The 17,763-nt window shown below is 72.3% G+C and carries 14 protein-coding genes; 10 read left to right on the plus strand and 4 right to left on the minus strand.

Annotation, left to right across the window (positions count from 1 at the left end; genetic code table 11):
• Nucleotides 1–229: 229 nt before the first annotated feature.
• The 10 genes from JGS39_RS02275 (at nucleotide 230) to JGS39_RS02320 (ending at nucleotide 12,240) form a co-directional block, all read left to right on the plus strand.
• Complete coding sequence (locus JGS39_RS02275; protein ID WP_219566961.1) at nucleotides 230–1,687, plus strand: NCS2 family permease; 1,458 nt, start codon at nucleotides 230–232, stop codon at nucleotides 1,685–1,687.
• Between the two features lie 35 nt (nucleotides 1,688–1,722).
• Nucleotides 1,723–2,874 carry an XdhC family protein gene (locus JGS39_RS02280; RefSeq protein WP_219566962.1) on the plus strand — a complete coding sequence of 384 codons (1,152 nt, stop codon included), beginning with the start codon at nucleotides 1,723–1,725 and terminating at the stop codon, nucleotides 2,872–2,874.
• A 107-nt stretch (nucleotides 2,875–2,981) separates the two neighbouring features.
• Nucleotides 2,982–6,737 carry a S8 family serine peptidase gene (locus tag JGS39_RS02285; RefSeq protein ID WP_219566963.1) on the plus strand — a complete coding sequence of 1,252 codons (3,756 nt, stop codon included), beginning with the start codon at nucleotides 2,982–2,984 and terminating at the stop codon, nucleotides 6,735–6,737.
• Nucleotides 6,738–6,979: 242 nt separating this feature from the next.
• Nucleotides 6,980–7,282: an urease subunit gamma gene (locus JGS39_RS02290; RefSeq protein WP_148021623.1), complete on the plus strand. Its 303-nt coding sequence runs from the start codon at nucleotides 6,980–6,982 to the stop codon at nucleotides 7,280–7,282.
• Entirely contained in the window at nucleotides 7,279–7,605 is a 327-nt protein-coding gene (locus tag JGS39_RS02295; RefSeq protein ID WP_219566964.1) for an urease subunit beta, read from the plus strand. Before JGS39_RS02290 ends, JGS39_RS02295 begins: the two co-directional genes overlap by 4 nt.
• Nucleotide 7,606: 1 nt before the next feature.
• Entirely contained in the window at nucleotides 7,607–9,310 is a 1,704-nt protein-coding gene (locus JGS39_RS02300) for an urease subunit alpha (RefSeq protein ID WP_219566965.1), read from the plus strand.
• Nucleotides 9,310–9,975, plus strand: a complete 666-nt coding sequence (locus JGS39_RS02305; protein ID WP_219566966.1) for an urease accessory protein UreF — start codon at nucleotides 9,310–9,312, stop codon at nucleotides 9,973–9,975. The genes JGS39_RS02300 and JGS39_RS02305 overlap by 1 nt, the downstream gene beginning before the upstream one ends.
• Before the next feature lie 67 nt (nucleotides 9,976–10,042).
• Entirely contained in the window at nucleotides 10,043–10,693 is a 651-nt protein-coding gene (gene ureG / locus JGS39_RS02310) for an urease accessory protein UreG (protein WP_219567018.1), read from the plus strand.
• Entirely contained in the window at nucleotides 10,690–11,406 is a 717-nt protein-coding gene (locus JGS39_RS02315; RefSeq protein WP_219566967.1) for an urease accessory protein UreD, read from the plus strand. The genes ureG and JGS39_RS02315 overlap by 4 nt, the downstream gene beginning before the upstream one ends.
• A gap of 90 nt (nucleotides 11,407–11,496) precedes the next feature.
• A complete protein-coding gene (locus tag JGS39_RS02320) occupies nucleotides 11,497–12,240 on the plus strand; it encodes an SDR family NAD(P)-dependent oxidoreductase (RefSeq protein WP_219566968.1) in 744 nt (247 codons plus the stop codon).
• Here JGS39_RS02320 and JGS39_RS02325 read toward each other — a convergent pair.
• The 4 genes from JGS39_RS02325 to JGS39_RS02340 form a co-directional block, all read right to left on the minus strand.
• Nucleotides 12,227–13,438 carry an MFS transporter gene (locus tag JGS39_RS02325; RefSeq protein WP_308120133.1) on the minus strand — a complete coding sequence of 404 codons (1,212 nt, stop codon included), beginning with the start codon at nucleotides 13,436–13,438 and terminating at the stop codon, nucleotides 12,227–12,229. The two genes, JGS39_RS02320 and JGS39_RS02325, sit on opposite strands and share 14 nt — an antisense overlap.
• Nucleotides 13,439–13,646: 208 nt before the next feature.
• A complete protein-coding gene (locus JGS39_RS02330) occupies nucleotides 13,647–14,687 on the minus strand; it encodes a hypothetical protein (protein ID WP_219566970.1) in 1,041 nt (346 codons plus the stop codon).
• Nucleotides 14,684–15,370, minus strand: coding sequence for a response regulator (locus tag JGS39_RS02335; RefSeq protein ID WP_219566971.1), 687 nt, complete (start codon nucleotides 15,368–15,370; stop codon nucleotides 14,684–14,686). The genes JGS39_RS02330 and JGS39_RS02335 overlap by 4 nt, the downstream gene beginning before the upstream one ends.
• Nucleotides 15,367–17,706 carry a histidine kinase gene (locus tag JGS39_RS02340; RefSeq protein ID WP_219566972.1) on the minus strand — a complete coding sequence of 780 codons (2,340 nt, stop codon included), beginning with the start codon at nucleotides 17,704–17,706 and terminating at the stop codon, nucleotides 15,367–15,369. Before JGS39_RS02340 ends, JGS39_RS02335 begins: the two co-directional genes overlap by 4 nt.
• Between the last annotated feature and the right edge of the window lie 57 nt (nucleotides 17,707–17,763).

Below are 17,763 nucleotides of genomic sequence, written 5' to 3' on the forward strand. Positions count from 1 at the left end.
GTGCGCGCCCGACGGGAACGTCACACCTCCCCGCCATCCGCACCGCCCGGAGAACCCAAGTTCCGCACCGCTAGCGGCCCTTGACCTGATGTACGCAGTTCCCTTTCCACCCGCACGAACAGTTCGTCTCGGGCCGTCCCCCGGGTCGTGCAGCCAGAGCATTCATCCCAAATCCCGCATCTCCACTCACCATCGCGGGTGCCCCTGTGAACCTTGGGAGTCAGGCATCATGACCCAGCAGTCAGTGCAACCGAAGACCGGTGCGGAGGACGCGGGCCCAGGCTCGCGCGTCCCCGCGGGCAGATCGTGGCTCGACCGGTACTTCCACATATCCGAACGCGGATCGACCGTGGCCACCGAAGTGCGCGGCGGCGTCACGACCTTCATGGCCATGGCGTACATCCTGCTGCTCAACCCGCTGATCCTCGGCGGCAAGGACGTCGACGGAAACCTCCTCAGCCAGCCCGGCCTGATCACCGCGACCGCGCTCGCGGCCGCCGCGACCACCCTGCTGATGGGCTTCGTCGGCAAGGTCCCTCTCGCGCTCGCCGCGGGACTCAGCGTCTCCGGCGTCCTGTCCTCACAGGTCGCCCCGGAGATGACCTGGCCGCAGGCCATGGGCATGTGTGTGATGTACGGCCTGGTGATCTGCCTCCTGGTGGTCACCGGTCTGCGTGAGCTGATCATGAACGCGATCCCGCTCCCGCTGAAGCACGGCATCACCATGGGCATCGGTCTGTTCATCGCCCTGATCGGCCTCTACAAGGCCGGCTTCGTGGGGAAGGGCACCGCCACTCCGGTCACTCTGGGCCCCGCCGGTGAACTCGCCGGCTGGCCCGTCCTCGTCTTCGCGGTCACCCTGCTGCTGATCTTCATGCTGCAGGCGCGCAACATCCCCGGCGCGATCCTCATCGGCATCGTGGTCGGCACGGTCGTCGCCGTCGTGATCAACAAGGTCGCCGACGTCGACCCGAAGATCTGGAGCAGCGGCCCGCCCGAGCTCAAGGGCTCCGCGGTCTCGTCACCCGACTTCTCCCTCTTCGGCGACGTCGAGTTCGGCGGCTGGGGCGACGTCGGTGCGATGACCGTCGGCTTCATCGTCTTCACCCTGGTGCTGGCCGGCTTCTTCGACGCGATGGCCACCATCATCGGGGTCGGCACGGAGGCCAAGCTCGCCGACGACAAGGGCCGCATGCCGGGCCTGTCCAAGGCGCTGTTCATCGACGGCGCGGGCGGTGCGATCGGCGGCGTCGCCGGCGGCTCCGGCCAGACGGTCTTCGTCGAGTCGGCGACCGGGGTCGGGGAGGGGGCCCGGACCGGGCTCGCCTCCGTCGTCACCGGACTCTTCTTCGCCGCCTGCCTCTTCTTCACCCCGCTCACGGCGATCGTGCCGGCCGAGGTGGCGTCCGCCGCCCTGGTCGTCATCGGCGCCATGATGATGCAGAACGCCCGGCACGTGGACTGGAGCGACCGCTCCGTCGCCATCCCGGTCTTCCTGACCGTGGTCCTGATGCCGTTCACGTACACCATCACCACCGGTGTCGCCGCGGGCGTCATCAGTTACGTCGCCATCAAGGCGGCCCAGGGCCGGGCCCGTGAGGTCGGTGCCTTCATGTGGGGGCTGACGGTGATCTTCGTCATCTACTTCGCCCTGAACCCGATCGAGAGCTGGCTCGGCGTCAGCTGACGCCGCCGCTCCACACATCCGCCAAGGAGACCGAGATGCTGGACATCGCCGAGGAGCTCGACCGGTGGGCCGGGCAGGGACGCGACTTCGCCGTCGCGACCGTCGTCGCCGTCGGCGGCAGCGCGCCCCGCCAGCCGGGTGCCGCACTGGCCGTCGACCGTGACGGCACGGCGATCGGCTCGGTCTCCGGCGGGTGTGTGGAGGGCGCGGTGTACGAGCTGTGCCGGCAGGCCCTCGACGACGGCAGATCCGTACGGGAGCGGTTCGGCTACAGCGACGAGACCGCCTTCGCGGTCGGCCTGACCTGCGGGGGCGTCATCGACATCCTGGTGACACCGGTCCGGGCGGACGACCCCGCCCGTCCGGTGTTCGCCGCCGCGCTCGCCGCCGCCTCGCGGGGACGGGCGGCGGCGCTGGCCCGGATCACGGAGGGACCCGCCGAACTCCTCGGCCGGCCCCTGCTGGTCCACCCCGACGGGAGCCATGAGGGCGGGCTCGGCGGACACCCGGCACTGGACCGCACCGCGGCCGCGGAGACCAGGGCCATGCTGGACGCCGGACGCACCGGAACGCTCACCATCGGCGCGGACGGCTCGCAGTGCGGACAGCCGCTCACGCTGCTCGTCGAATCCAGCGTCCCGCCGCCCCGGATGATCGTGTTCGGGGCCATCGACTTCGCCTCCGCGCTGGTACGGGCCGGGAAGTTCCTCGGCTACCACGTCACGGTGTGCGACGCGCGCCCCGTCTTCGCCACGAAGGCGCGATTCCCGGACGCCGACGAGCTGGTCGTCGACTGGCCGCACCGCTACCTGGCCGCCACCGGTGTGGACGCCCGTACCGTCCTGTGCGTCCTGACGCACGACGCGAAGTTCGACGTCCCGCTCCTGGAGGCGGCCCTGAAGCTGCCGGTCGCGTACGTCGGCGCGATGGGCTCGCGCCGCACCCATCTGGAGCGCAACGACCGGCTGCGCGAGGTGGGCGTCACCGAGCTGGAGCTCGCCCGGCTGCACTCGCCGATCGGCCTCGACCTCGGCGCCCGTACGCCCGAGGAGACCGCCCTGTCGATCGCCGCCGAGATAGTCGCCGACCGCCGCGGCGGCAGCGGCGTCCCGCTGACCGGAGCCCACACCCCGATCCACCGCAGCGGCACCCCGGCACCGGCCGGGCGCATCGCCTCCGTGGCCTGACGGCGGGTACCCCGTTCCGGTTCGGGAACAGGCGGTTCTCCGCCGCGGCGGTTTCCCGCCAGCGATGGTCGATGACGTACCGGTGCGCCAACCGGTAAATCATGTGCATGACTTCGACACCCTCCACCGCCGCCGGCCGGGCGAGACCCGCTCGTGCGCGGCGCAGAGCCCTCCTCATAGCGACCTCCGTCGCCCTGGTGAGCGGTGCGCTGCTGCCCGTCACGGGTTCCGCGTCCGCCACCGAGGGGACCGCGCCGTCCGCCGACCGCCCGGCCGCTCCTGTCCGTGAGTACGACATCACCCTGGTCACCGGCGATGTTGTCCACTACGCCGACGGCGCGGGCAAGCAGGACACCGTCACCGTGGACCGCCCGGACGGCGCGGTCGGCGGGGTCCACGTCCAGCAGGCCGGGGACGACCTCTACGTCCTGCCCGACGAGGCCGGCAGCCTGATCGCCGCCGGCAAGCTGGACCGCCGCCTCTTCAACATCTCCGCGCTCGCGAAGATGGGCTACGACGACAAGAGGTCCGGCGGCATCCCACTGATCGCCACCTACCCGGCGAGCAAGGCCCGTTCGCTGCCCGCCGCCCCGCGCGGCAGCAAGTCCGTCCGGACGCTGGAGTCCATCCACGGTGCCGCGCTGACGGCCGGCAAGGGCACCGCGCGCTCCTTCTGGGACGACATCGCGAAGACGTCCACGGCCCGATCGCTGGACAACGGCATCGCGAAGCTGTGGCTCGACGGCCGCGTCGAGGCGGCGCTCAAGGACTCCGTACCGCAGATCAACGCCCCGCAGGCCTGGGCCGAGGGATACGACGGCAAGGGATCCAAGGTCGCCGTCCTGGACACCGGCATCGACGCCGACCACCCGGACGTCAAGGACCGCATCCTGGAGACCAGGAGCTTCGTGCCGGGCGAGGAGGTCGACGACAGGAACGGCCACGGCACGCATGTCGCGTCCACCATCGCCGGCTCCGGCGCCGCCTCCGACGGCGTCAACAAGGGCGTCGCCCCGGCCGCGGACCTGATCATCGGGAAGGTCCTCAGCAACGAGGGTTCGGGAGCCGACTCCGGCATCATCGAGGCGATGGAGTGGGCGAAGGCGGAGGGCGCCGACGTGGTCTCCATGAGCCTCGGCTCCAGCATCCCGGACGACGGTTCCGACCCGATGTCCCAGGCCGTGAACGCGCTGTCCGCCGATGGCGGTCCGCTGTACGTGATCGCCGCGGGCAACGCGTACGGCGCCGGCACCATCGGCTCGCCCGGCTCGGCGGAGAAGGCGCTCACCATCGCCGCGGTCGACAAGCAGGACAACCGTGCCGACTTCTCCTCCATGGGTCCGCTGACCCGCTCCTACGGCCTCAAGCCGGACCTCTCCGCCCCGGGCGTCGACATCAACGCGGCCGCCTCGCAGTCCGTCCCGGGCATCGAGGGCATGTACCAGTCGATGTCCGGTACGTCGATGGCCACCCCGCACGTCGCGGGCGCCGCGGCGATCGTGAAGGAGCGTCACCCCGACTGGTCCGGTCAGCGCATCAAGGAAGCGCTCATGACCTCGTCCAAGGTGCTGCCCGCCTACACCCCGTACGAGCAGGGCACCGGCCGGCTCGATGTGAAGGCCGCGATCGACACGACGATCGAGGCCACCGGTTCCGTCGAGGTCGCGGCGTACGACTGGCCGCACAGCGCCTCCGACCCGGTCGCCGAGCGGACGATCACCTACCGCAACAGCGGCACCGAGGACGTCACCCTCGACCTGGCGACGGACAGCGACACCGACGCGTACACGCTGTCCGCGAAGCAGCTGACCGTCCCGGCCGGCTCGACCGCCGAGGCCGTCCTCTCGCTCGACCCGTCGAAGGTCGCGAACAACACCACGTTCTCCGGCCAGGTGATCGCGAAGGACGCCTCCGGCACGGTCGTCGCACACACCGGCTTCGCGCTCAACAAGGAGCAGGAGCTCTACGACCTCACGCTGGAGCTGCGTGACCGCTCGGGCAGGCCGATGGACGGCATCGTCGTCCTCGCCGCGCTCGGCGACCCGAACCTGACCCCCGTCCAGGTGTCCGGGACGACCACACTGCGGATGCCCCCGGGCAACTACACCGCATGGTCCGCCGCCGACATCAAGGGCGACACCGCCGACTCGAAGGCCCTGGCCTTCCTGGCGGCCCCCGAGGTCATCCTCGACAAGCCCACCACCGTCACCCTCGACGCCTCCGAGGCCAACAAGGTCGCCGTGAAGACGCCGAAGGAGACGGAGACCCGTCAGCTGCGCTACGACATGGCACGCACCGCACCGGACGGCACCGTCCAGCGCGACGCGTACCAGATCCCGCTGACCTACGACCAGTTGTGGGCGAGCCCGACCGAGAAGGTCACCCAGGGCAGCTTCTCCTTCCTCACCCGCTGGCGGCAGGGCGAGAAGCTGATCGACCTGACGGCCGACGGCCGTGACGTCCCGGTGGCCGTGCAGGGCGGTTCGCCCGTCGCCGAGGACAGCGGGCAGCGGTTCGGCAGCGTCTTCGCCGGCAACGGCGCCGCCGCCGACTACGATGGCCTCGACGCCCGCGGCAAGGCCGTCGTGATCCGCAGTAGCGACACGGTGGCCCCCGCCGACCGGGCCGCTGCCGCGATCGCCGCCGGTGCGAAGGCCCTGTTCGTCGTCAACAGCGGCGACGGCGTGCTGATGGAGTCCTACGCCGACTACGGCACCACGCTGCCCATCCCGGTCGCCTCCGTCCGGCGACTGGCCGGAGAGGGCCTCGTCGGGGCCGCCCAGCGGGGCAAACCGCTGACTGTCGACCAGCACAAGTACGCGAGCTACGTGTACGACCTGGTCGACCGCCACGACGGTACGATCCCGGACCGCTCACTCGCCTTCGCCCCGTCCACCCGTCAGCTGGCGAAGGTCGAGAACACCTTCTACGGCCACCGGACCGTCGTCGGCGGCGGTTACCGGTACGACATCCCGGACTACGGATTCGGCATCGGCTTCGCCGAGTACGAGAAGTACCCCGCCACCCGCACGGAATGGGTCAATCCGCTGCCGGGCGACTCGTTCTGGTACGAGGACCACGCGGTGTACAACGAGAGCGGTACGGACGTCTCGCTGGAGGAGCGCAGCGCCGACCTGGACTACACGGCGGGCCGCACCTACCCGGCCGACTGGTTCGCGCCGATCACCCGGCCGCGTCTGGGCACCGGCTACTGGGGCCCGTTCCGCACGCAGTACAACGACATGCAGTACAACATCACTCCGTGGACGGACGGGGGCGCCGGTCACTCGGGCTCCATGCCGGACAAGGAGTACGACACCACGACGGCCGCGCTGTACCAGGGCGATCAGCTGCTCGACCAGGGCGCGGGCCGTGCCGGATACGCCGGGAACCTCGCCGCGGCGGAACGGCCCTACCGGCTGGTGCTCGACGCCACGCGCGACGCGGACATCTGGAAGACCTCCGTCCGCACGCACTCGGAGTGGGCATTCGTCTCGGGCGCGCCCGACCCCGAGGGCCCGTACCAGGTCGACATCCCGATGCTCCAGCTGGACTACGACGTCGCGACCGACCTGGCCGGTGACGTGAGAGCCGGGAAGTGGACCGAGATCGGGCTGTCGTCCACCACGCAGGAGTGGCTGGAGGGCGCCGTGAAGGCGACGAAGGCCTCGCTGTCGGTCAGCTACGACGACGGGAAGTCCTGGAGCGCGGTGCAGCTGAAGAAGGACGCGGCCGGTTCCTGGACCGCCCGGTTCAAGACCCCGAAGAAGGGCGCCACCGCGGTTTCGCTCAAGGCGCACGCCGAGGCCGGCGACGGTCTGGCGGTGGACCAGGAGATCATCCGGGCCTTCGGCCTGAAGTGATCTGCTGAGTACTCCGCCCGAGGCGGCCGCGCACCCCGTTCACCGGGTGCGCGGCCGCCTTCGTGCTGCCCTCCGGATGACCAAAATTTGTCTGCTTTGCCCGTATATGGCAGGTGATAACGGTAGAAAGGGACTTTTTGCGGTGCGGTGCAAGTTGCCACGGCTCTGCCCGGAGGCTTATAAGAGGAGGGTGGTCAAGGCGATTCCGGGAATTCCGGGGACTGCCGCCACGGAGGTTTCCCATGTTTCTGACTCCGTCCGACACGGAGAAATTGCTACTGAGTGTTGCCGGAATGGTCGCCCGTGACCGGAGGGAGCGGGGCGTACGCCTCAACTATCCCGAGGCCGTCGCACTGCTCGCCTGCTGGGCGATGGAACGGGCCCGCGAAGGGGCTCGCGTCGCCGACCTCATGACCGCGGGGCGATCCGTCCTCACCCGCGCTGACGTGCTCGAAGGTGTTCCGGAGATGCTGCACGACGTCCAGGTCGAGGCGACCTTCCCCGACGGGCGCAAGCTCGTCACGATCACCTCGCCCATCCCGTGATCCCCGGTGAGATCCGGACCGGATCCGGCGTACTGCACATCAATTCCGACCGTCCGAAAATTCAGCTGACCGTGGTGAACGACGGCGACCGCCCCATTCAGGTCGGATCCCATTTCCATTTCTTCGACGTCAATCCCGCACTTTCCTTCGACCGTTTTCCGGCGAGGGGATTCCGGCTCGATATTCCCTCCGGTACGTCGCTGCGCTTCGAGCCCGGCGTCGGCGCGGAGATCACCCTCGTCGCGCTCGGCGGACGCGGGACGGTGCCCGGCATCGTCGTCGCCGCACCCCGGACGCGCGCAGCGGCAGAGGAGGCCGTGTGACATGGCACAACTGACCCGCGCCGCCTACGCGTCGCTCTACGGGCCCACCACCGGCGACCGCGTCCGGCTCGCCGACACCGACCTCTGGATCGAGGTCGAGGAGGACCGCTGCTTCGGCGGCGAGGAGGCCGTCTTCGGCGGTGGCAAGTCGATCCGCGAGTCCATGGCCCAGGCGACCGCGTCGCGCGCCGACGGCGCCCTCGACCTGGTCATCACCAATGCCGTGGTCCTCGACCACTGGGGCGTCGTCAAGGCCGACGTCGGCATCCGGGCCGGCCGGATCGTCGCCCTGGGCCGCTCCGGCAACCCCGACATCGCCGACGGGGTCCACCCGGACCTCGTGATCGGGCCCGGCACCGACGTCGTCTCCGGCGAGGGCCGCGTCCTCACCGCCGGGGCCGTCGACACCCACGTCCACTTCCTGATGCCGGAGACCCTCCACGAGGCCCTGGCCACCGGCACCACGACCGTCATCGGCGGCGGCACCGGAGCCACCGAAGGATCCAAGGCCACCACCGTCACCCCCGGCGCGTGGAACCTCGCGATGATGTTCCGGTCCCTGGAGAACGTCCCGCTCAACGTCATGCTGTTCGGCAAGGGCTCCACCGTCGGCGAGGAGGCCCTGCGCGAGGCGGCGCTCGGCGGCGCGGGCGGCTACAAGGTCCACGAGGACTGGGGCGCGACCCCCGCCGCCATCGACGCCGCCCTGAAGGCCGCCGACATCTATGGCCTCCAGGTCGCCCTGCACGGCGACAGCCTCAACGAGGCCGGCTATGTCGAGGGAACCCTCGACGCCATCGCGGGCCGCTCCATCCACGTCTTCCACGCCGAGGGCGCGGGCGGCGGCCACGCACCCGACATCATCACGGTGGCCTCCCACCCCAACATCCTCCCGGCGTCCACCAACCCGACGCTCCCGCACACCGTCAACACCGTCGACGAACACCTCGACATGCTGATGGTCTGCCACCACCTCAACCCGCGGGTCCCCGAGGACCTCGCCTTCGCCGAGTCCCGCATCCGCGCCACCACCATCGCGGCCGAGGACATCCTCCACGACATCGGCGCCCTCTCCATCACCTCGTCCGACGCCCAGGCCATGGGCCGCATCGGCGAAGTCATCAGCCGCACCTGGCAGGTCGCCCACGTCATGAAGCAGCGCTTCGGGGACCGCGGCAGCGCCCTGCCCGCCGACAACGAGCGCGCCCGCCGCTACGTCGCGAAGTACACGATCTGCCCAGCAGTCGCCCACGGCATCGACCACGTCATCGGCTCCGTCGAACCGGGCAAGCTCGCCGACCTGGTGCTCTGGGACCCCGCGTTCTTCGGCATCCGCCCCGCCGCCGTCATCAAGGGCGGCATGGTCGTGTACGCACCCCTCGGCGACGCCAACGCCGCGATCCCCACCACCCAGCCCGTGCTGCTGCGCCCCACGGCGGCCGCCGGGGCGGCCCCGCACCTCTCGGTCGCCTTCGTCTCCCCGGCCGCCCTGGACGACGGGCTCGCCGAACGGCTCGGTCTCGTACGCGAACTGGTCGCCGTGCGCCCCACCCGCCACCTCACCAAGGCCGATCTGCCGAACAACACCGCGCTCCCGGCCATCGAGGTCGATCCGGAGACCTTCGCCATCCGGATCGACGGGGAACTCGTCGAGCCGTCGCCCGCCACCGAACTGCCGCTGACCCAGCGGTACTCCATGTTCTGATGGCATCGCTCGCCTCTCTTCTGCTCGGCGACGGACGGCTCCCGGTCGGCGCGTACACCTACAGCGCGGGACTCGAACCCGCCGTCGCCGCCGGCCTCACCCGCGACCGGATCCCCGCACTGCTCAGGGCCCGGCTGCACACCACCGCCGTGACCGAGGCGGCCGCCGCAGTCCTCGCGCTGCGGGCCGCCGGACAGGACCCGGCCGACTACGGACCCGTACAGCACGCACTGACCGCCCGGACCCCGGCCGCGCCCCAGCGCGAGGCGTCGGCGGCGCTCGGCCGGGGCGTGCACCGGCTGGCCCGGCGCCTGGCACCGGACCACCCGGCGGTCACCGCACTGGCCGCCCTGCGGCCCCGGCCACTGCGGCCGGTCGCGCTCGGCGCACTCGGAGCCGTACTGAAGGTCTCCGAGGAGGAACTGGCGCACGCCGTCGTCTACGACGAGCTCCAGACCATCGCCTCGGCCGCGCTGAAACTCCTGCCGGGCGACCCGCTCGACTCGGTCGCCTGGATCCTCGCCGCCGAACCCGACGCGGCACGGGCGGTGACCGCCGCCCTCGCCGTACCGGGCCCGGACCGACTGCCCGCCCGGACGGCCCCGCTCACCGAACAGTGGGCGCTCGAACACGCACGACGCGAACGGAGACTCTTCCTTGCCTGACAACGACACCACCCCCGCCCCGCAGCCGAACCCCCACTTCCACGAGCCGCTCAACCAGCCCCGCGCACTGCGCCTGGGCGTCGCGGGCCCCGTCGGCACCGGGAAGAGCTCGATCCTGGCCACCCTGTGCCGCGAGCTCGCAGGTGAACTGTCCATGGCGGTCGTCACCAACGACATCTACACCGACGAGGACGCCCGCTTCCTGCGCTCGGCGGGCGTCCTGCCCACCGAACGGATCCGGGCGGTCGAGACCGGCGCCTGCCCGCACACCGCGATCCGCGACGACGTCAGCGCCAACCTGGACGCCGTCGAGGACCTGGAGGAGGCGTACGGGCCGCTGGACCTGGTCCTCATCGAGAGCGGTGGCGACAATCTCACCGCCACGTTCAGCCCGGCCCTCGCCGACGCGCAGCTGTTCTGCATCGACGTCGCGGGCGGCGGCGACGTGGCCCGCAAGGGCGGCCCCGGCATCACCGGCGCCGACCTCCTGATCATCAACAAGACCGACCTCGCGCCCTATGTGGAGGTGGACGTGGCCGCGATGGTGGCCGACGCCGAAGCGGCCCGCGGCGGACTTCCCGTCCTCGCCCTGTCCCGGAAGGACCCGGCCTCCGTCGCCGAACTCGCCGACTGGGTACGGGCCCTGCTCGCCCGCCACCGTGCGGGCAGCCATGTGCCCACGGACCCGGGCCCGATGGCGCCCCACAGCCACTCGTGAACGAACCGGTTGTCGTCGGTGTCGAGCGCGACGCCTCGGGCCGCCACCTGGCCCGCGAGCTGCGGCCAGGAGCCTTCCTCGCACCCCGCCCCCTGATGCCGGCCTCCGACCGGATACGGATCGCCCTGGTCGGCACGCGGGCGGGGCTCCTGGCGGGCGACGACCTCGGACTGCGGATCTCGGTCGGTCCGGGCGCGCGTCTGGAGCTCGTGGAACCGGCCGGGCTCGTCGCCTACGACCACCGGGGCGGCAGCTCCCGCTGGCAGGCCTTCGTGGACATTGCCGAGGGTGGCGAACTCCTGTGGCGCGGCCTGCCGTTCGTCGTCTCGGACGGGGCCGACGTCGTCCGTACGATGGATGCCCGGCTCGCCGCCGGGGCCCGGATGCTGTGGCGCGACACCCTGGTCCTCGGCCGCTCGGGCGAACGCGGCGGCAGCCTGCGGGCCACGACCCGGGTGACGTACGGCGGACGCGAGCTCCTCGTCGAGGACCTCGACCTGACCGATCCGGACCTGCGCGAACTGCCCGGCGTTCTCGGTCCTCACCGGGTCGTCGGAGCCGTCACCGCGCTCGGCGCGACCCCGGCGGGCCCGCCGCACCCCTACCGGACGGACCTGGCGGGCCCGGGTGCGCAGGTGCGGCTGCTGGACACGGTCGCCCCGGCGGTCGAGGCGGAGCTGAGCGCGGTCTGGGAGGCCTGGCTCCCTCATTGATATGCACCATACATATAGGATGTATGGTGCATAGAAATGGCGAGGCGCGGGGGTGCGACGCCGGACACATCGAGTCGGAGGAAAAGCGCAATGACACTGGAGAACAAGGTCGCCGTCGTCACCGGAGGAGCCTCGGGCATCGGCGAGGCCGTCACCCGGCTCTTCGTCGAGCGGGGCGCCCGGGTCGTGGTCGTCGACCTTCAGCAGGAGGCCGGGGACGCCGTCGTCGCCGATCTCGAAGACGCCGTGGCGTTCATCCGGGGCGACGTCTCCGACCGGGCGGTCGCCGACCTGGCGGTGGCCACGGCCGTCGAGCGCTTCGGCGGTCTGGACATCCTGGTGAACAACGCCAGCGCCTCGCGCGTACGGCCCTTCACCGAGCAGACCGAGGACGACTGGAAGCTCGCCCTGGGCACCGGGCTCTTCGCCACCCGCAACTTCATGCTCGCCGCGTACCCCGAGCTCCGCAGGAACCGGGGCGCGGTGATCAACTTCGGCTCGGGCGCGGGCATCGACGGTCAGCCGAACCAGGCCTCGTACGCCGCCGCGAAGGAGGCGATCCGCGGACTGAGCCGGGTCGTCGCCAACGAGTGGGCGGCCGACCAGATCCGCGTCAACGTCGTCGCGCCGATGGCGAAGACCGCGGGCGTCGCCGCCTGGGCCGATGCCAACCCCGAGCAGTACGCCCTCTCCGCGGCCAAGGTCCCGCTGGGCCGCTTCGGGGACCCGCGCACGGACGTCGCCCCCGTCATCGCGTTCCTCGCGAGCGACGACGCCCGTTACATCACCGGTCAGACCCTGATGGCCGACGGCGGCGCGATCAAGCTCCGCTGACCGCGTCCCGGGCCCCCGTTCCCGCCGCCCGGCGGCCGCGGGCCCCGGCGCCCACCACCGCCGCGCACGCCAGCGCCGGGGCCGCCGCCAGCGCGAAGCACAGGGCGAGCGGCAGCCGGTCCACGAGCAGGCCGACCACCGCCGTACCGCCCGACGAACCGGCGTTGAACGCGGTGTTCACCCAGGCGCCCGCCTGGGTGCGCCGGGCGGCGTCCACGGACTCGTCGGCGATCAGATAAGCGGTCGTGAGCGCCGGGGCGACGAACAGCCCGGCGACGGCGACGACGGCGACCAGCACATAGAGATGCGGCGAGACGCCGGCCACCATCAGCGCCGCACCCAGCGCGGCGGCCACCACCGGAAGCCGCACCCGGCTCGCCGACCTCCACCGCACCGCCCCGTAGGCCAGGCCGCCGACGGCGCTCCCGGCCGAGAGGGCCGCCAGCACCCACGACACCGCCGCCGGCCGCTGGAGCTGCTCGGTGAACGCCACCACCAGCAGATCGAGCGCCCCGAGGCAGAGACCCACGGCGGCCGTCACCACGACCGCGTGCCGCAGCGCGACGATGCCGTGCAACCGCGGCCCGGGCGCTGCCGGCTCGCCTGCCGGGGGCTCCACCATGCGCGCGCGGGACACCGCGGGCGACGACACCAGCGCCGCCGCCCCCACGAACACGAGCACCGCACCGGCCAGGACACCGGCCGCGGGTACGGTGACCGTCACCACGATCCCCACCAGCAACGGACCTGTGACATAAAGCAGTTCCTCGGCGACGCCGTCCAGGCTGTACGCGCGCTGCAACAGCTCGCGGTCGGGAACGAGGCTGCTCCACAACGTCCGCATGACCGGCCCGAGCGGCGGCGTGCAGGCCCCCGCCGCCACGGCCAGGGCGCCCAGGACGAGCGGCGGGGCCCCCGGCCGCCAGGCGACCAGGGCGATCACGGCGAGCAGGGCCGCGTACAGCCCGGCCATTGGCGGCAGGGCCCGGCGCGGCCCGTGCCGGTCGATCAGCGCGGCACGCGCGGGGGAGAGGACGACGCTCGCGGCCCCGAACACCGCCATCGCACCACCGGCCGCGGCGTACGAGCCGGTGGCGTCCTTGACCGAGAGCAGGAGGGAGAGCGGGACGATTCCGTACGAGAGCCGCCCCAGCAGCGCTGCCCCGAAGGTGCGTGCGGCGTGCGGGGTACGGAGCACGGTGGCGTACGAAGGCGCGCGCGAGGGCGCGGAGGATGTGGACACGATGACTTTCCTCGTGAGGGCAGCGCGAGGACGCGGCGCTGCGGGCATGCGGGGACACCGGAGTGCCGCACCCGGGAGGGGGTGCGGTCAGCGCGGGGTCCTACGCACGAGGAAGGAACATGCGGGCAAATTAGCAGAGCGCGCCCCGCGGCGTCAGGGCCCTCTACCCGGTGATGTCCGGATTGGCGGCCAGTACGGCCTCCGTGGCCGCGTCCAGCAGGGGCAGGAACCCGAGGACCGCCGAACGCCGGTCCAGCAGATCGGCGGTACAGGTGATCCCGGTGAGCTCGGCCACGGCCGCCTCGAAGGCCGGCAGCCGCGCCCGGTGCAGCGCGGGAGCGTCGACGGCCAGGACCGCGTGGCAGCGGGCGAGCGTCGCGACGATCCAGAACACCGCCTCGCGGTGCTCGCCGCGGTCGATCAGCTCAAGGCTGCCGTCGACGGCGATGGGCCGCGCCTGCCCGGTGAGGTCGCTGCTGAAGAAGAACGGGGTGCGCGCCACCGGGACCGTGGCGTCGAACGTCCGCGTCAGCTCGCCCACATGGTGCCGCACCACGCGCTCGGACACATCGGCGCAGCCGAGGAGTGCCAGCAACTTCCGGTAGAGATCCGGCTGTCCGTACGCGGTGAGGACGTCGCGGGCGGCGCGGTAGCGCAGCCGGACGGTGGGATTGCGCAGTGCGGCGACCAGCAGGACGTGGGTGGTGACCCCGGCGGGGAACATCCAGGCCGGTACCTGCTCGTGAAAGGGCGCGGACGCGTCGAACGCGGCAAGGCGGTCCACGACGCGGCGCCGGGCGTCCAGACACCGGCGGCGCACCTGGCTCCGCTGGGCGAACCGGGGCGCGACGGCCGCGTACAGGGCGCGCAGCCCGCCGGTGGGATCGTCGATGACCGTGTCCGTACGGAAGCTGCCCGCCAGGTGGTACGAGGACAGCACGGCCCCCGGATCGCGCAGCTCGGCCCACGGTACGTACGTGATCTCCAACAGTGCGCCGTCGTACCGGAGTTTGCCGGGCTTGGCGGGCGGCTCGTCCTCCTCCGTGACGACCACGACGTCGACGTCGGACGAGGGCGGCAGCTCGGCGTCGTCGGGCCGGCCGACGGTCGACCCGCTGAAGTACGCCCCGCGGTAGCCGGGGGCGGGACGGGCGTGGGCGGCCACCCAGCGGACTGCGGCGGCGCGTGCGGTCCCGACCCTCACGACGGGACTCCTCGGGACCGGTCCGGCCGGGCGAGCCCGAGATCGTAGGCGAGGATCGTGGCCTGGACCCGGTCGCGCAGTCCGAGCTTGCGGAGCACCGCGTTGACATGGGATTTCACGGTCCCGACGGTGATGCCGAGGTGCTCGGCGATCTCCGGGTTGGTGAGTCCGGCGGCGATCAGGCTCAGGACGCTCTGCTCGCGGGCGGTCAGGCTCTCCAGCTCGCGAGGGGTACGGGCGCCCGGAATGCCGGCGCCCGGTGCGGACGCGTAGTAGCCGATGAGCCGACGGGTGGCGGACGGGGCGAGGACGCTCTCGCCGGATGCCACCACCCGGATGCCGTCCAGCAGTTCGCCGGGACGCACGTCCTTGAGGAGGAAACCGGAAGCGCCGGCGCGCAGGGCGTCGAACACGTATGCGTCGAGGTCGAAGGTGGTCAGCACCAGCACGCGAGGGGCGCCGGGGCGGCCGGTGATGATGCGGGTGGCGGCGATGCCGTCGAGTACGGGCATCCGGACGTCCATGAGGACCACGTCGGGTGCCAGTTCCCCGGCGAGGCGTACCGCCTCGGCGCCGTCGGCGGCCTCGCCGACCACCGTCAAGTCCTGTGCGTCGTCGATCACGGCGGCGAATCCCGCCCGTACGATGCCCTGGTCGTCGACGACCAGCACGCTGAGGCTCATCGTTGTCCCTCCTCGTCGTCCTGCCGCTCGGCGGGTACCGCGGTCAGTGGCAGCCGGACGCGCACCGGGCCCGACGGGCCGCCGGTGAGAGTTCCGCCGATCACCGCGGCCCGCAGGGCCAACTCCCGGCACAGGGACGCGCGCACGGAATCCGGCACGCCGGTCGCCGTGAGTATCAGCGCGGCGTCGTCCGCGTCCAGTGCCAGCACCATGGGCTCCTCGCCGCCGGCCGTGATGATGGTCTCGCAGGCATGGTAGGCGGCCAGGTCCACCGCCGACGGCAGCTGTTCCGGCATTCCGTCGGCGGGCCGGATCTCGACCTCGCGGCCGATGGCCCGGACCTGATGGGCCAGCAGGTCGAGGGCCTGGAGGGTGGGCTGCGGACGGAGCTCGGGCGGCCCCTGGACCTCGCGGGCCGTGTCGAGCAGGCCGCGCATCGCGGCGAGGGCCTGACGGGCGTGGTCGGCGACCGCGTCGAGCCGGCCCGCCTCGGCCTGCGCGACAAGGTCGGCGGTGCGCGCCAGCACGGTGGTCTCCAGCCCCTCGGCGATCCGTCGGCGCTCCGCCCACGCGTCCCGTACCGCCTCCTCGGTCCAGGCCGCGAGGTGTTCCGCCTGCGAGCTGCGGGCGTCTCGGACGCGACGCCCCCGCACGGACCCGGCCCACCAGGCCGCGCCGGCCACCAGAGCCGCCTGGGCCGTCGCCCCTGCGGCGAGCGCCGGGACGGGGATGTCCGTGCCCCGGTGCAGGAACGCCGCGGTGGTGGCCACCGCGTGCCCCACCACGGCGGCCACCACCGGGAAGGCCGGCAGAGGGACACGCGGGCGGCCGTCGGTGCCGGGAGGGCCGGCGGCGGACGGGCGGGCCGCGGCCGAGGCGACGGCCGCGCAGGTGGCGGCCATGCTCAGCACCAGCGGCAGAAGCACCGGACCGGTGTACTCGCCCACGGCCATCGCCACCGGCCAGAGCACGGCCAGGCCGCTCACGATCCCGGGGGTGGCGACGGGAGCCCGGTGCCGCCACAGCAGCGCGAACGCCTGCGCCGCGGCCAGCAGGGCGAAGAGCACGCCCGCCGACACCCGCTCGCCGCCGGAGACGGAATCCGTCCGGACGACCAGCAGGGGCAGCAGCGGCTGCAGGACGAGGGCGGCAGCGGCCGTCAGTTGCGCGAGGCGGTAGGTCCACGGGACCGGCTGCTCCACCGGGGCCGCGGTCCTGCCGGGCAGGATCGCGTACACCTCCCAGCCGCCCTCCGCCGTCGGACCGCTGGTCAGCGTGCCGCCCGCCTCTCGTGCCCGGGACCGCAGAAAGCCCTGTCCGCGTCCCGAACCGAGGCCCGCGCCGTGGGCCGCCGCCCCCGCCGGTGGCGCCCCGCTCGTGATCACGACCTCCGTACGGGTGTCGCCGTACCGGCACGTCACAGTGGCCGGCGCACCGGGCGCGTGCCGCGCCACGTTGGTCAGCGCCTCGCGCACGATTCCGTACGCCGCGTCCGCGACGGCGCCGTCCGGCAGGGAATCGATCTCGCACTCCACCCGCCGGCCCAGCCGGGAGAAGCCGTCGACCAGGCCCAGCAGTCGCTCCCGCGGCGACGGGAGCTGTTCCCGCGAGGGTGCCGGAGCCCGCACCGCACCGAGGGCGCGGGTCACCTCGCGACCGGTCTCGGCGGCGAACCTCAGCGCTTCGCCGGCCAGTTCGGGACGGCGCTCGCGCAGCCCGAGGGCGGCCCCGGCAGTGACGACCACAGCGGTCAGGTGGTGGGCGCTGACATCATGCAACTCCCTTTCCATCCGCTGCCTTTCGGCGCCAGGGAGCCGATGGCGCTCAGTCTCGGCCCGCAGGAGAAGTTGTCCGGCGGTCCATCGCGCCTGCCGGGCCCGGCGTACGAGAATTCCGGCTGCGCACGTGGCTGCGTACAGCACGGCCGTCAGAGCGAGGTCGAGTCCGTCGCGGTCGCTGAGGCCTTGCAGGCTGAGGTTGTGCAGCGACTGCCAGGCGGCGAGCGCCAGTACGCACAACACGGCGGTGAAGGTGTCGTGTTCGCAGGCCACCGTGAACAGGGCCAGCGCGACACCGGCCGTACCCAGGACAGCCACCGCGCCCGGCGGCAGCGGACCTGCCCCCAGGGCGCAGGCGGCGGCGACCAGGACAAGGGTGGTCACCGGCCTCGCGTGCCGGACAAGGAGCGCGGCCGTCACCAGTCCGGCGACGAGGGCGGCCACCAGAAGCGCGGACCCGTCCGGGACCGTCCCACGGATCAGGCCGGCCCCCGGCCACAGGGCGGCCTGGGCGCAGAGCACCACGAGCGGGAGCAGTCGACGGTCGGTTCGGTTCATCAGGGACCAAGGCTATGGCCGCAGGTGAGCGGCCGTCCTCCGACCCGGGGCGGACGC

Source organism: Streptomyces poriferorum (assembly GCF_019399235.1).
GTDB classification, from domain to species: Bacteria; Actinomycetota; Actinomycetes; order Streptomycetales; family Streptomycetaceae; genus Streptomyces; species Streptomyces poriferorum.

What these genes read in the sequence shown, in the direction of transcription:
- JGS39_RS02275 (WP_219566961.1), top strand. Translation starts at nt 230, where the DNA reads ATGACCCAGCAGTCAGTGCAACCGAAGACCGGTGCGGAGGACGCGGGC.
- JGS39_RS02280 (WP_219566962.1), top strand. Translation starts at nt 1,723, where the DNA reads ATGCTGGACATCGCCGAGGAGCTCGACCGGTGGGCCGGGCAGGGACGC.
- JGS39_RS02285 (WP_219566963.1), top strand. Translation starts at nt 2,982, where the DNA reads ATGACTTCGACACCCTCCACCGCCGCCGGCCGGGCGAGACCCGCTCGT.
- JGS39_RS02290 (WP_148021623.1), top strand. Translation starts at nt 6,980, where the DNA reads ATGTTTCTGACTCCGTCCGACACGGAGAAATTGCTACTGAGTGTTGCC.
- JGS39_RS02300 (WP_219566965.1), top strand. Translation starts at nt 7,607, where the DNA reads ATGGCACAACTGACCCGCGCCGCCTACGCGTCGCTCTACGGGCCCACC.
- JGS39_RS02305 (WP_219566966.1), top strand. Translation starts at nt 9,310, where the DNA reads ATGGCATCGCTCGCCTCTCTTCTGCTCGGCGACGGACGGCTCCCGGTC.
- JGS39_RS02320 (WP_219566968.1), top strand. Translation starts at nt 11,497, where the DNA reads ATGACACTGGAGAACAAGGTCGCCGTCGTCACCGGAGGAGCCTCGGGC.
- JGS39_RS02335 (WP_219566971.1), bottom strand. Translation starts at nt 15,370, where the DNA reads ATGAGCCTCAGCGTGCTGGTCGTCGACGACCAGGGCATCGTACGGGCG.
- JGS39_RS02340 (WP_219566972.1), bottom strand. Translation starts at nt 17,706, where the DNA reads ATGAACCGAACCGACCGTCGACTGCTCCCGCTCGTGGTGCTCTGCGCC.